The following is a 14,128-nucleotide window of genomic DNA, read 5'->3' on the forward strand; positions in this document are numbered from 1 at the left end:
TACCAACGGATGGGTCAACAGAGTCGTATCCGCGAGTTGTTACGAACATCTTGACCAGGCCGGCGGGATCGAGACCCACTGGACCTAACCACAAACGCGGGCATGCGTTCGCAGATGTCCTGCTGCTACCGACGCGGCTCAGCTCGCATCCTGAAGGGTAAGCCGCGCCTGAAGACCGGTGGCGCGAGTGATAGGTGTGCTGACACAGGTTTTGATTGATTCGGAAGATCCGATCACTCGGACGTGGTGGACGGCGCGGGTAACTGCGGTGTACAGCGTCTGACGGGTCGCGAGATTCGAGGCCGTCGTAGGCAGGATGACGGTTACACGTCCGAACTGCGAACCCTGGGTGCGGTGCACGGTCATCGCGTACGCGGGCTGTACAGCGCCGAGCCGGACAAGTGGAACGGTGACGGGCTGGCCGCCGTGGTCGAACCACGCCTGTGTAAGACCAGATCCAGGGTCGGGCGATCCGGCGGCGATACCGGTGTCACCGTTGAAGAGGCCGATTTCGTAGTCGTTGGCTGTCACGAGGAGCGGCTCACCGGGCTGGTAAGCGTCCAAACTCGGACCGCGCAATCCGGACGCGTAGGAGGTCGCCCATCGCTTGGCGAGGGCGCCCCAGTGCTGTACGCCGCGCGGGCCCCGGCGGTGCGCGCACAGGAGCCGGTAACTCTCCAACGCCTGCAGTGCTGCGTGGTGGTCGCCGCGCACCGTCGCGGCTCGGAGGGCAGCGGACCATGCTTCGATTTCAGCTTGGACGGTGCCCAGAACCGCCGCGCTGGGTGGAGTGGTGTCGTCGAGCTCCACGAACTCGACCTCGGTGTCGCGGGCGCGCAGGATGTCTAGGGTGTCGTCGGTGTGCCCAGCCCGGATTGCTGACGCCAATGCGCTGATCGCGGAGGATGCGTGGAAGCGGTGGTTGGTGGTCAACTGGGCGATACCGTCCCGAAGGCCATGCGCCGGCGTGGATTCCACCGAAGTCGACCCGTGGCTGGGATTGATCGCATCGAGCGCCGCAAGGAACGGCGCGGTGCGTGGTCCTGGCGTTGCGTCGCCGACGATGTCGGCAAGCACGACACCGGCTTCCACCGACGCGAGCTGATCGGGATCTCCGACGAGGATGAGACGTGTGGCGGGGCGTAGGGCATCCAGGAGTCTGTCCATCAGGGACAGCGGCACCATGGAGGCTTCATCGATCACGACGACGTCGAACGGAAGCCGGTTGGTACGGTCGTACCGAAAACCGGGGTGCCGTCCAGTGCGCCATCCGAGGAGCCGGTGCAAGGTGATGCTTTCGAGTCCGGAGAGTCGGTCCTGGTCTGCGACTGGGAGTGTCTCGAGAGATCGGGCGACAGCTTCGCCGAGCCGGGCAGCCGCTTTCCCTGTGGGAGCTGCGAGCCCGATCCGCCACTGCGGGCGCTGTTCGCGGAGAAGCGCGAGCAGCCGTGACACGGTCGTGGTCTTTCCGGTGCCGGGACCCCCGACGAGCACCGAAACCGCGGGAAGGGCGCAGATAGCCGCGGCGAGGCGTTGGTCCGCATCGTCGGGGTCAGGGAACAGCCGGTCGAGGCCAGTACGCAATTGTGGAAGGTCGAGGTCGTCCGGCAGTGTTCGAGTCTTCGCGAGGAGCTGATCGGCGACACGCTGTTCTCGTGCGTCATGCTTGGCCAACCACAGCCGTGTCCCTTGCTGGCGTAGCGGGGCTTCAGTTCCGCTCGTGAGAGCACTGGCCTGGCAGGCGGCCGTCCATGCGCCCGGTTCGGGCCAGGGGACGCCGGGACTATCCGATGTCTCCGCGTCCTCGCCCGCGATGGTGGTTTGCGCGATCGAGGACAGGTCAATGAGGACAGAGCCGTGACGAGTGGCGCGAACAGTAAGTGCGAGGGCGAGGATGACGCTGTCGTCGGTTTCGTGGAGGAGGGCGGCGAGCCGGGACGCCACATGCACATCGGCCGGGGTGAGGATGCCGTGCTGGTTGAACTCGGCGAGCACGCCGGTTGCCCGTTGCGTGATGTCTGCGGCCGAGGGTGGGGACGTCACTGGTCACCTCCAGCCAGCAGGTCGGAGAGGTCGGTGATCAGGCGTGCGGGCGGCTTCCACGTGAACACGCCTGGGGTGAAGCCGGCGTGGTCGAGTGGGTTTGTTGCGCTCATACCGCGGAGGAACAGGTATAGGACGCCGCCGAGGTGCCGGTCCGGATCGTAGCCGGGGCGCCGCCACCGCAGGTAGCGGTGCAGGGCGACGGAGTACAGCACCGCCTGCAGCGGGTAGTGGGCGTCGATCATCGCCGTCTCCATGGCGGTGTGTCGGTAGTGCCAGCCGGTGAGCGGTTCGTCTGTGGGGGTGAGCCGGTTGGTCTTGTAGTCGATGACGACATACTGCTCGTCGCTGGCTGTGTCCGCACGGGTGCGCAGGAGCGCGTCGATCGATCCGGTCAAGTAGCCGCGCAGCGTGTGCGCCGCGTCGTCGGTGGCGAGTTGGGCAAGCGTGTCGGCGTACCTGGCCATGAGCCCTTCGGGGACATGTTGACGCCAAAGGTCGACCAGCCCGGCAAGGGTGACGGCTGCGTTGTGGGGGATGTCACCTCCGGCGAGGGGGAGCTCGAACGTCACTTCCCGCATCAGGTCGCTTGCGTCAATCGCGGACCAGGAGCTGTCCAAGAGCGGGCGCAGCGGCGTGTCCAGCGCGTGTTGGAGTGCGTCACTGAGCGTCGCGGTGTTCCTGTAACCGGGGGATACCGACGTGATCAGTTCGGCGAGGTCGCACTCTGGTTCGTATTGCTCGAGGACCCGGTGCACGAGGGTTCCGAATCCACTTCCAGTGGACAGTCTTTCCCACAGCGACGGGAACTGGTGCAGGTCGGCGTCGGGGTCGTCGGCCGGCACGGACACGAGCGACGTGTCGGCTATGTCTTGCTCGTCATTCTTGAGTGCCGCATCCAGATCGTCAGCGAAGGGTCTCCCGATGGCGTGCGCTTGGGCTGGATGGTGGGTGAGTGCCGTGTAGGACGTCCGACGCCACCCTCGATCGATGGGACGGTCGAAGGATGCAAGACGAAGCTCCACCGTATCCGGGGCAGGCGCAACCCACTCTGGAGGCGCGCTCAGGGTCTGCGATGTGATCGTGCTGACGTGGAGTGCGCCGCGGCTGCTGCTAGCGCGGTCCTCGGCGCGAGCCAGGACATCGCGGTCACTGGGTATCGGCATCGAGAACGGTGCAACGCGTGTCGGGTCGCTGTGCAGCAGGATCCGGGTCAAAGGCCCGGATGAGCTGTTTTGGGTGGGCGCCCACCACGCGATCACGAGGGCGGCAGCTCGCGTGAGGGTGACATACGCGAGACGCATCTCATCGTTCGCATCCTCCTCCTTGTTCGCTTGTACGTGCGCGGCGTTGTCGGGACCAGAAGGCCCGCCGATGTCTCGCAACCGTTCGCCACCATCGTGGAAGCGCGGGTATGTCTGGGGCCGCGGCCGGTGGTCCCAGAGCGAGGGAGCCAGCACAACAGGGAACTCAAGCCCCTTACTCATATGAGAGGTGAGTACTTGCACAGCAGCGGCGTCGCTTTCGAGGCGGCGGCTGCGTTCGATGGTGGAGTCATCGTGGTCGCGGCGTCGTCGGCGCAGCCAGGACGTGAGCCCGGTTAGGCCGAGTGCATTGCGGGTCTGTTCCTCCTGCAGAACTTCTGCGAGGTGTCGAAAATCTGTCAGAAGCCGCTCCCCGTCGGGCTGGCGGAGCAGGCGCTCCTGGACGCGCATGTCGGACTGGACGCGTTCGAACAGGGCGCCGACACCGTTGTTGACGATGACGGGTACCCATTGCCGCAGGTGCAGAGCGAGCGTGTCAACGTGCTCGAGCAATATGGTTGCCGTCCATCCGACCAGCGAGCTGACCGCCAGACGTCGCACCCGGGCGGTGCTGTGGGGTTGTTCGAGTGCGTCCAGCAGGTACTGCCAGGTGGCGGCTGCGTCGGTGGTGAAAACGCTGGAACGTCCGGACACCACAGCGGGTACACCCGCACGACGGAGACGGTCACGGATCTGTTCCGCTTCCGCGTTGCTGCGCACGATCACGGCGATATCGCCGGGAGTGACCGCTCGCTCGAGGCCGTCCCGTTGCCGCAGAGGGGCGCCAAGGACATCGATGACCTGCCGCGCAACATCGTCACGGATCGTCCTCCTTGCGGCATCGGTCTTGATGTCGCCGGTATCAGTCAGCGGGTGTCCGTCACGAGGAACGATCCGCAGCCGGACCGGAGCGCCGGTGTCGATCATGCGGCCCTCGACGGCTGCGGACACAGTGGGGACGGTGATTGCGGGGTCTCCCAGCGCAGCGCCGGCGAACAAGGCGGCGAGACCGTCCAGCACGCCGGGATCACTGCGGTAATTCGCGGGCAGGGTCTCGATGGTGGCGGCGGCCCGCCGAGCGTTGAGATATGCCTGGACGTCGGCGCCACGGAAGCCGTAGATCGCCTGCTTCGGGTCGCCTACGAGCACCAGGGTGCAATACCCGTGGAATGCCGTTCGCAGGATCCGCCATTGCACAGGGTCGGTGTCCTGGAACTCGTCGACCAGTACAATCGAATAGCGTGCCCTCAGGCGACTGACTGCTACGTCCGCCGTGTACCTGTCGTGCAGTGCAGCGTCGAGGCGGGTGACCATATCGGCGTATGTGAGCAGGCGTCCGGCACGCAACCGTCGGGCGACCTCCCCGCGTATCGCAGTGGCGATTCGCGCCCGAAGCTGCGCATCGGCAGATCCGTTTGGATCGGGACGGGGCACCAAGGCGGCGACCGGATCGCGAGCCACCTGCTGCGTTAGTTCGCGGAAGTCTCCCGGTGCGAGAGTTGCGGTCTCGGCACCGGGAAATCCCCACTTCCGTACGTACAGATCGTCGGCCACATCCGCGGCGATCGTAGAGGGATCCTCGACGAGCAACGCGTCGGTGTCGTGGTCTACCGCGGTCCCCAACTCACGAAGCATCGCGTAGCAGAACCCGTGCGTGGTCGTCACGGTCGCCCCGTCGAAATCGGTCAGTGCCTGCTCGAGCCGATCGCGCGCGACCCCGATCGCCGCGTCGCGATCCTGGACGAGTCGACTGCGGACTCGGTCGCGCAGTTCCCGAGAACTCGCCTCACTGAACGACACGACCAACAGCTCGTCCATCCGAGCGTGCCCTTCGCTGATGTAGCGAGACACCAGGCGCGCGATGGTATATGTCTTCCCAGTTCCGGCGCTCGCCTCCAACACCGACGTTCCCGTGGGCAGCGGGCCTTCGACGTCGAAGTGTGAGGGCGCGGTCATACAGTGTCCCGGGTTTCGTATCGAAGTAGTGGACCCCACAGTCGCCGGCTCAACACCCCGAACCGGTCACCTTCCTCGTCACTGGGCCAACGTTGGAAATAGTCCTCGATGCTGGCCGCATCGCGCAGCAGCACATCGAACGGTGCAGCACTGCCGAAAAGCAGCGCGTGAGCATCGTCGGACTGTTCCCCGGGCACATTCCACGCGTCGTTCCACTGCCGTGCTGCTTCCGAGCGGGCAAGCTGCGGTGGCGTCCCATTGAAGCGCCGTGCAGCGTACGCCTCGGAACTGCGCGGGGAAAGAGGAAGGGGTGCCTGCAAGCCGTCCCGGTACAGGGACACGTATTGGCGGAGAAGCCGACCCGCGACATCTTCGTCGACAGCTTGCAGCGTGCTGCGTGCACACTGCGCTCGGTCACGGTCGAGCCCGAGCGTGATGGCCCGCCAGGGCTCGTTGGGGAGGGTCGCGGTCAGGGCGAGTAGCCGTAGCCATGCACTCAATCGTTGCCGGGGGGTGAGGGCTCCGTACCCGATCCCGGTGAGGCAGCTACCGCGGACGTTGTTGACGGTGCCGAGCAGTCGTGTCCCGTCGCCCAGGTCGACGTCGATGTCGTAGGACTCCGCTTCTTCGGCGAGGAGCGCGTCAGCGGCGTGGGCGATCGCCTCTGCACGTGGCCCGACGACACTCAGTTCTTGGGTGCCCAGCGGGCCAGGCGGGAGGTTACCTCGGGCTAGCTCGCGCTCACGGACTAGGGTGGTGTCACTTCCGGTGAGCAGTTCGCGCAACACCCGACCACCCAACGCCCACCGCTCAAGAGGGGTCAGCTCAAGCGGCAGAGAGTCTTCTAGACCTTCGTCGACCTCGGTGGTGCTGATCTGCAGTCGTTGACGCAGGAAACCCCGGGCAGGATGACACAGCAGCGCCACGAGGTCCTCCAACTCCACATCGGCGGGGGGCAGCGCCGGCAACGGTGTATCTGTCAGTAGGGGAGGGGCGGAACGATCCTGCGTGGCCGAGGTCGCCCCGGCATGCGCGCGGGGATCGAAACTGAACGGGCGATCGGTTCCCAAGGCCCCGGCGATGAACGCACGCGCGTCGAAAGGTTGCAGAGGATGGTGAGTGGTCACCGTATCCCGCGCGGACCGCCCGTCGGGGCCAATCGCGGTGCGATCGAGCGCATCGAGAAGCTCCCCCAGGGGAACTGCTGGGGGCATCGGTGCGCCGGTGCGTTGATCGTGCCCGGTGTAGATGACGACGAGTCGTTCGCCGGCTGCTCCGATCGCATCCAGGAAGAGTTGCCGATCCTCGCTGCGCGGGTCGCGGTCGCCGATCCACGGATCGCGAGCGAGCAGATCATCTCCGTCGCGTGCGCTCTGACGAGGAAAGGCCCCGTCATCCAGCCCCAGCAGAATCACGACACGATGGGGAACAGACCGCATCGGAACGAGCTCGCACACAGTGAGGGCGCCGGTGCGGAACCCGGCCCGGGTCGGGCGTCCCGCCAACGCTTCCCGTAGCGCGGGGCGGATCTCCCGCAACGTCAACATCAAATTTGCGCCGGTCCCGCCAGCATTGTCGACGAGCACCTCCTGCAGCAGCTCACGAAGCTGGAGTGCCTGCCACGGTGCGTCCGGGTCTGGCAACGTCAGGCCAGTCGTCGCCTGTTGAAGGATGTCCGCCCACTCCGCTGCGGTGTGTGGTTGTGTGAGCAGGCTCTGTGTAGCGTCGACCCGGTCGAGGAACTCGGTGAACCGTCCCAGCAGGTCCAGGTCAGCGGAGTCGATATCGTCCGAAGGAAGCAGCTGCGCCACTGGACGTGTGTCGTCATTGGCTGCATCGAATGCGGCGCCGAGCAGCAGCCTGTCCATTCCGCTCCGCCAAGTGCCATCAGTGACCCTGGACAGCTGCCACTGACTCCTATCCGCATCGTTCAATCCCCACCGGACATTCGATGCGCGCGTCCACTCGCGCAGCTGCTCGCGGGTTTGGTCATCCCAGCGGAAACGGCGTGCAACCGCAGACAGCTCAGCGAACCCGAGCACCTCGTTGGCGGTGTGGCGTGCCGTTCCGAACTCGAGGAGCGCGTCCAGGACTGCAAGCACTGGATTGGACTGGTGCAGGGCACGATCGGCGATGTGGACACGCATCTGCTCCGCCGGATGTGTCTCATCGCCCGGGGAACGAGGCGCGAACACGGCTGATAGCAGGGGCGCGAACGTCTCGATGTCGGGGCACATGACCAGCACGTCTCGTGGCTCCAGGGTTGGATCGTCCGCCAACAGCCCGACAACGACTTCGCGGAGCACTTCCACCTGCCGGGTGCGACCGTGACAGGCATGCACCTGGACACTGCGATCTGAGGTGCCTAGAGCGGCGCGTGACTCGGGAACTACATCTGCGGCGAGGTCACTTCGAACCTTCCTCAACAGGTCAGTATTCTCGCTCCGCGAGGGCGGAGGGTGGTGAACCGACATGTGGCCCGGCGCGTAGGCGCGCAGCATCATCTGCAGTTCACGGACGTCCCGCGACAGGCTGCGCAGAAGCGGATTGGATACCGATGTGGCGTCCTCGGATCGGCGCACAGCGACGGGGGATCGGGAGACGGACTCCCAGAGTGCAGGGGAGCTGTGGTGCAGCCAGATGTGTACGTCCCGGTGTTCTGCAAGAGCGTGGAACATCTCGAGGTCACGTCGGGTCACCCTGCTCGGCGCGAACACGCTCAAGCGGCGCGGCAGTGCCACCCGCTCGGGGTGAGTTCTCACTTCCTCCACAAGCTGCGTGTGCAGGTCAACGGGGGAGGTGCCTCCTAGCATGTTCAGCGCGCTCCGCCAGAGCCGGGGTTGCCACTGTTCTGATGCAGGGACCGGCGAGCCGTCGGGGAGGACGTACTCGTCATTCGCCCACCGGGCCAACATTTCCGGTCGAGAATGTGCGTACGTGTCGAACAGTCGCGCAACGCGCGCCGCGAAACCTAGGCGACGATCCGGCGCGTCATCGTCACCTGCACCGTTCGGAAACAGATACTGACGTGGCAGCCGGCACCAATCCTCGTTGAGGTTGTCGTCCAGAGCGGCAAGGACGGACCAGGTCAAACGCGGTGGCGCCCACATCGCCAACCGTTCCCCAAGAGCGGGAGAACTCAAGGCAACCGTCTCTTCAAACAGTTGCCGAGGCGAAGGGAAATCAACGTTCGCGCACACCCCGTCCTTGGGTGCGATGCCATCGAGATTGATTGCTCCCAAGCGCAGTGATAGACGTTGCGTCAGCCAACGCTCCACACCCTTCGCGGGTACCGAGACGATCTCGGGCGCGAAGGGATCATCGAGTGGGTCCGCCAGCAGCCGCGCGAGCTCTTCCGCGAGTACTGCGCCGCTCTCTGCCCGATGGACGACAAACATGCCTCACACCCCTTCCCTGTGAGAGTAGTGGCTGGTGTACGGGCCCCGAAGATGGTCGGGGGCGATACGTTTCGCAATCCGCGTCGTTCCCAGTCAATCCTCCGCGCCTGAGTCCGCATGCGCGCAGTTTCGGTATGCCTGCAACCGCGGCTCGAGTCAGACCGCCTGTGCGAAACTCACGGCCCCGGTGCGCGGCTACGAAGTATGTTCTCTGCCGAAGTACTCGGCGACGAGTTCGTTCCCTCGAAACCATGACGATGCGAGTTCGGACCATGCGCTCGCCGGAAACATACCGTCAACGCGAAACAGCTTTCGATAGCGATCTCCCTTTCCGCGGTTCTTGAATTCCGACGCCTCGCGCGGGTACTTGTCCGCGGCGAAAGCCTTCACCGCCCCATCACAGTGAACGAAGGCTTGCTGCTTGGTATCACGGATAGCGTGCAGGTATCGCGCGAAGACCCACTGTGTGTCGGCCTCAGGGGCCGGCATGAACTCCTCGATTTCGACTACCTTGAGCGGGCCGTCCGCTTTCCATCGAACCGATAGGCCGGCATACGGGTGCAGTAGGGAAGTCCCGCCGTGAGGATCGCCGTGGAAGGTTTCTCCGACCACCGAAAGGGTGTCGAGTTCTTCCTCCTGAAGTGCACGCCCGTACCAGTAGTCGAACTCGTGGACCTCCTGGTACTCGTTCTTGAAACGGACGCGTCGCTCGTCCAGCGCCAGGCGTGCGGTGAGTCCATGCGCCGCGCTGAGTCGCAGGATGGTGTCGATGAGGCCGTAGTGAATCCCCGAACCATAAGCGCGCCGGAGAAGTTGGTGATATTGAAAGGCGTAGTCGTGGGTGTGCAGGCCCCATGGACGAGCATCGAGCCCATCAATAAGGACGAGCCCACTCTCGTCAAGTAGCGGCAGGAGATGAGGTGCCGCAGCGAATACCCGCGAGCGTGGGTCCGGAGCGGCGAAAAGGCCGATGGAGGGATCGTTGAAGTCTGTCGCGGTCGCTGCTTCAAGGAGTGACTCGGCGACTGACCTGGTCTGATGGTAGTCGGGCAGCGTCTTGTAGATGCGCTGAGCCGACTCAGGGGCAGCAACTACCCACGCGTCGAGAACCTCCACGGCTCGCGTACGTGCCTCGACGAGTCGTGGCCGGTCATCAGAGAACAGGAAGATCGGAAACGTATCTACGTCGCGCATCACGGTCACGAGCTGGTCGAAGTGTTGCCCGAGTTGCGCGCGAACGATCGCCATTTCTCCTGTGTGGGACTCGATCGTCATAGTGCCTTCCCACCGAACTGATCGAACGCTACTACCACTCGCCCGACTCCGCCTTCAACGCCCACGCTCACGCCGCGGAATTAGCCAAGATCTAGCGTGGGCACGCCAGCGGCTTCAAGTTCGGCGAAGAACTGCTCGAGGTTGCTTGACGAGTTTGTGGTCACGCGCGAGAAGATGATCCGCTCCGCTGCCCTCGACACACCGACGAAGAATGTCATAGTCGACTCGACCACGTTCCGTCGATGAGACCACCATTGCTCGTCGTCCAGGCCGATGATGAACACGGAGTGATATTCGAGCCCCTTGCTTCGGTGCACTGTCATGAGACGAACGGCGTCCTCGTCCATGAAGGCGTCCGGCACCGAGTTCCATGTGTCACACCTAGCGAGAGTCTGCGCGAGCCGGATTTGGGTGGCTGCAAGTTTGAGATCCGCGTCACCCGCACTCTCGGCCAGCGTGCGGCTGTTGCCGATTCTCTCGGCCGTCACGAACTGCCCTGTCTGGTGCATCAGTTCGCGTGCCAAGTCTTCGAGGTCGAGCTTCGAAACAAGATCGTCGGCGTGCGAGGCGAACCAGGAACGAAGCTCTCGGATATGTGCGGACAACGAATCCTCGGCCGTCGAGCCGAGATCCGCTTCACGTCCCTCGGGGATGAACTCCTCGACAACCGCCATTGCGAAACGCCACGCATCTGGCTCTCCAACCCCCGAGGTTGCAAGGCGAATGAGCGCAACGTGCAGGCGAACCAGACTGTCCGCTAGTAGGTCCTGCAGCCGAATCTGCCCCACTTCGGCGTCATCGTTTCGAACACGAAGTCCGTGGTCCCCAAAAGCGGCCGCAAGATGCGGTTCAAGATCCGCAACCTTCTGGCGCGCGAGTACGGCGTAGTCGGCGGGTCGGCGACCGGAGTCGGCGATGTCCGCCTCAATCCATGCGGCGATCTTCCTTGCCTCCGACTGCGCGCTCGAGAAGTTCCAGACTTGCGCCGAAGCGTCAGCGACATCGCTGATCCGCTGCGAGACCTGCTCGGCGGCGTCAGGCGCCAGGATCTTTGCGAAGCGATGCTGCAGCTTCACAAGCTCAGCCGAGGAACGATAGTTGTGTACCAACTCAAACGACGCGGCTCCGAAGTCGGATTTGAACTCCTCGAAGGCATTGTCCATGGCCCCCGCCCAACCCATGATGCGCTGCTTGCGGTCTCCGACGACGGTCACCGTCGCGCCCGTTCCACCGAACAAAGTCTTCAAGAATGTGTACTGCGCGTACGTCGTGTCTTGGAACTCGTCTATGAAGACGAATGGGTACGTGACGGCGAGAGCTCTCCGCAACTGCGGGCTCGTGCGGACGATAAGTTCCGCGAGCCTGTTGAGCATTACGAAGTCAACAAGTGGGGGTTCCTCGTTGAGGTAACGGGCCTTCCACCACTCGTGAATCGCAAACTCGGCGCCGTCCACGGGCTCTCCCAGCTCAGGAGGGAGACTCCATGAACCGACCACAGAAGCTAGGAATGAGTCGGCAGAGAGCGAGTAGACGTCCGACCGAAACGTAGGCGGCGCTGCGCCACCCGTGACACCAAGGAATACCTTCGTGTCATTCTGACTGGCGAAGTCAATCTTGTACTGCTCTCGGGACCAGAATGGTGGGAGCACGTTCGCGAACCGGTCGACGAGCGCCTTTGTGAACGCGTCGAACGTCATCGATTTGAAACGGTCCGCGTGCTCCGGTACTCGTTGTGCAACACGATCCTGCAAATTCGCCGCTGCGGAACGCTTAAACGAGATGGCCAGAATCTGGGTGGGGGATCGGCACTCGTTGGTCTCGAGCAAATAGGCCGCGCGCTGGGCGAGAAACTCGGTCTTTCCTGCTCCAGGTCCGGCAGCCACTGATGCCGTACCAGCTCGCAGCGCGTCCCACGCTGCCTTCTCGAGCTCATCGACACCGGTGGGGCGCCATTCCTCAGGTTGGATCCTCATCTGGCCGCGATGCTTTCTCCGACAGTATCGAGAAGTCGACCGATGCTTCCACCGACGGAGGAGAGTTGCTCCGTCGAGAGTTTCGAGAGCGCCAGCAGATGCGTGCTTGGTTTCGAGTTAGTCTGGAACAGGTACCGGTACCAACGCAGGAACTCGACTTGGTCCTCTCTGTCCCAGAACTCGATGTCAGGCCGAGCGGCTTCTTTCCCGAGCACTGTCTTCCGCGGGTCCCCACTAGACGAAGGGCCGCTGCCTCCCGCCGGGACGGTCGCGTGATACGCCTCCGGGAAGTCGTAGAGCAGCCGAGAATCCAGGTCTAGCGGAGTCGCGAAAAAGAGCCCGAACCCTTCGAGGTGCTGCAGCCACTTCTTCATGAGGTCCTGGTCCTGGTCCAGGCCATTGAGATCGGCCGAGGACGCCGCGCCTCCGGGCGCCCCTTCGAATGGGTCGTAGCCGAGTTCGACCAGACGGTTGCACGCGTCGCGGAGGCGTCCTTCGCCGCCACCGGCACGACCCCAGTCCAGATCCAGAAGTGTGGCGTGCGGAATGCGCAACTCGCGGAGCAGCCTCCAAAAATGATTGGTGTGACGACCGCCCAGAGGCACCACTGCTACAAATGATTGGTCTATGTGAATGCCTCTCGCGCCGGCGAGGATAGGTAGCGCAATCGTTTCAGAGTCACCCTCGGCGAGTACCACATATCGGGCGAAGTAGATCTCGGGGAAAGCGTGCACCGCCTGCCGGATGTACTTGCCCACATCGGTGCCGCCGTCGGGGAGACTGAGCTCTCTCACCCGAGTCGTTCTGTCTTTCCTTCTCAACCTGAAATGGCGAATGCGCTCTGGGCTGACGCGGGTAACAGCGCTTGCGGAGTGACTCGAGATGATCGCTTGCGAACGCCCGCCTGCCCCCGTGACCGATATGAGCTGCTCAACGACACGGGATAAGAAGTATGGCGAGAGATTGTTCTCGGGTTCCTCCAGGATCAGGAGGGTGAGCGTCGGCAGGGCAGTAGGGGTGAGCTCAAAAACTTCAGCATGCTCACCCGCGACGATCTCCCGTTCGAGATCGAGCGTCGCCGATGTTATTGCGATGTGGAGGAGCGCACGTTGACCGTCGCTGAGTTCCGATGCATTTTTGCTCCTGCCGCCGGGCGCCGGGTCAAACAGCAACTCCGCATTCGAGACCAGACTTCTCAACTCTTTGCTGACCGGTCGAAAAGTCGGCTCGAACTCTGCGGCTGAATGATGAAGCTCTTGCCAGCGGCTGGCGATGACCTCGGTCGCTCGAGCAACGACGTCTTCATCCTGAAAGCGCGATGTCAGTTCCTCCGTCGCGTTGGACAGATGTGTGCGAAAGTCGGCGGACCACTGACTTGCCCTCCATAGTCGTCCGCGAAGGAAGGCGGTAATTTCCTTGGCCCCATCACGTGTCGCCGGAACATAGACCGCCTGGATTCTGCCGCGCTCGCGCAGCGGAACCCACTTCTCACCGTAATCGGGTTCGAAAGTGTGAACGACCCGCACGCTCGAGGCGATGACCCCGTCTGGCGAGCCGTCGTCGTTCCATTCCGCTTCGAGCACGATCCGAACTTTCAGCGCGCCATCCTCCTGGGCGGTCATCTGTCGAAAGAACTCGGGGACCGTCAGGTGGGCGTCACTAGTTGGGTCATCGAGTTCAGGAAACGCGAACACTGCATCGACCTGCAACCGGCGAGAAGTCGGTGCCTCCGTCTCGTTCTCGGGGACATGAAAGTCAGCCAGGGTGAGCGCACGCTGGTCCTTCACAACGCTGAACATCCGGAGGAGCGCCTGACACGCGGACGTCTTGCCCGCGCCGTTGACTCCAACGAACGCTGTCAGCTGTGGGTCAAACCGGAGTTGTTCCGCTTTCGGACCAAAACTCTGAAAACCCGCAATGCTCACGCGCTCTAGGTGCACCGCCTGCACCCCTTTCTCTACTGCCCAGTCCTCTGAGCGTATCCAGCGGCTCCCTATCCTCAACTGCTCGCTGGCAGCCGTGTCGCCCATGCGAAGGTCCAGAATCGCTAGTAGTGCGACCGAGGAGTCGGAACTTCCGCTCATCCGGTCCGGTCGGGGAGCTCCCGTAGCTGTGGCATTTGCCTCCCCGCTGCTCGTCTGGCTCATGGAGGCTCCGCTCCCTCTCACCGAGGACAGCG

General features: G+C 63.7%; 6 protein-coding genes. All 6 read right to left on the minus strand.

The window, feature by feature from the left end; translation table 11 throughout:
• Nucleotides 1-138 precede the first annotated feature (138 nt).
• The gene (gene recD, locus V6R91_RS21960) at nucleotides 139-1,995 is read right to left on the minus strand and encodes an exodeoxyribonuclease V subunit alpha (protein ID WP_336397034.1); all 1,857 of its coding nucleotides are present in this window, start codon (nucleotides 1,993-1,995) and stop codon (nucleotides 139-141) included.
• Nucleotides 1,996-2,039: 44 nt separating this feature from the next.
• A complete protein-coding gene (locus V6R91_RS21965) occupies nucleotides 2,040-5,303 on the minus strand; it encodes a UvrD-helicase domain-containing protein (RefSeq protein WP_336397035.1) in 3,264 nt (1,087 codons plus the stop codon).
• Complete coding sequence (gene recC, locus V6R91_RS21970; RefSeq protein WP_336397036.1) at nucleotides 5,300-8,701, minus strand: exodeoxyribonuclease V subunit gamma; 3,402 nt, start codon at nucleotides 8,699-8,701, stop codon at nucleotides 5,300-5,302. Before recC ends, V6R91_RS21965 begins: the two co-directional genes overlap by 4 nt.
• Before the next feature lie 195 nt (nucleotides 8,702-8,896).
• Complete coding sequence (locus V6R91_RS21975) at nucleotides 8,897-9,976, minus strand: hypothetical protein (protein ID WP_336397037.1); 1,080 nt, start codon at nucleotides 9,974-9,976, stop codon at nucleotides 8,897-8,899.
• An 80-nt stretch (nucleotides 9,977-10,056) separates the two neighbouring features.
• Nucleotides 10,057-11,949, minus strand: a complete 1,893-nt coding sequence (locus tag V6R91_RS21980) for an ATP-dependent helicase (protein ID WP_336397038.1) — start codon at nucleotides 11,947-11,949, stop codon at nucleotides 10,057-10,059.
• The gene (locus V6R91_RS21985) at nucleotides 11,946-14,096 is read right to left on the minus strand and encodes an ATP-dependent nuclease (RefSeq protein ID WP_336397039.1); all 2,151 of its coding nucleotides are present in this window, start codon (nucleotides 14,094-14,096) and stop codon (nucleotides 11,946-11,948) included. The genes V6R91_RS21980 and V6R91_RS21985 overlap by 4 nt, the downstream gene beginning before the upstream one ends.
• Between the last annotated feature and the right edge of the window lie 32 nt (nucleotides 14,097-14,128).

The organism is Microbacterium sp. CCNWLW41 (genome assembly GCF_037083505.1).

What these genes read in the sequence shown, in the direction of transcription:
- V6R91_RS21985 (WP_336397039.1), bottom strand. Translation starts at nt 14,096, where the DNA reads ATGAGCCAGACGAGCAGCGGGGAGGCAAATGCCACAGCTACGGGAGCT.
- recC (WP_336397036.1), bottom strand. Translation starts at nt 8,701, where the DNA reads ATGTTTGTCGTCCATCGGGCAGAGAGCGGCGCAGTACTCGCGGAAGAG.
- V6R91_RS21980 (WP_336397038.1), bottom strand. Translation starts at nt 11,949, where the DNA reads ATGAGGATCCAACCTGAGGAATGGCGCCCCACCGGTGTCGATGAGCTC.
- V6R91_RS21965 (WP_336397035.1), bottom strand. Translation starts at nt 5,303, where the DNA reads ATGACCGCGCCCTCACACTTCGACGTCGAAGGCCCGCTGCCCACGGGA.
- V6R91_RS21975 (WP_336397037.1), bottom strand. Translation starts at nt 9,976, where the DNA reads ATGACGATCGAGTCCCACACAGGAGAAATGGCGATCGTTCGCGCGCAA.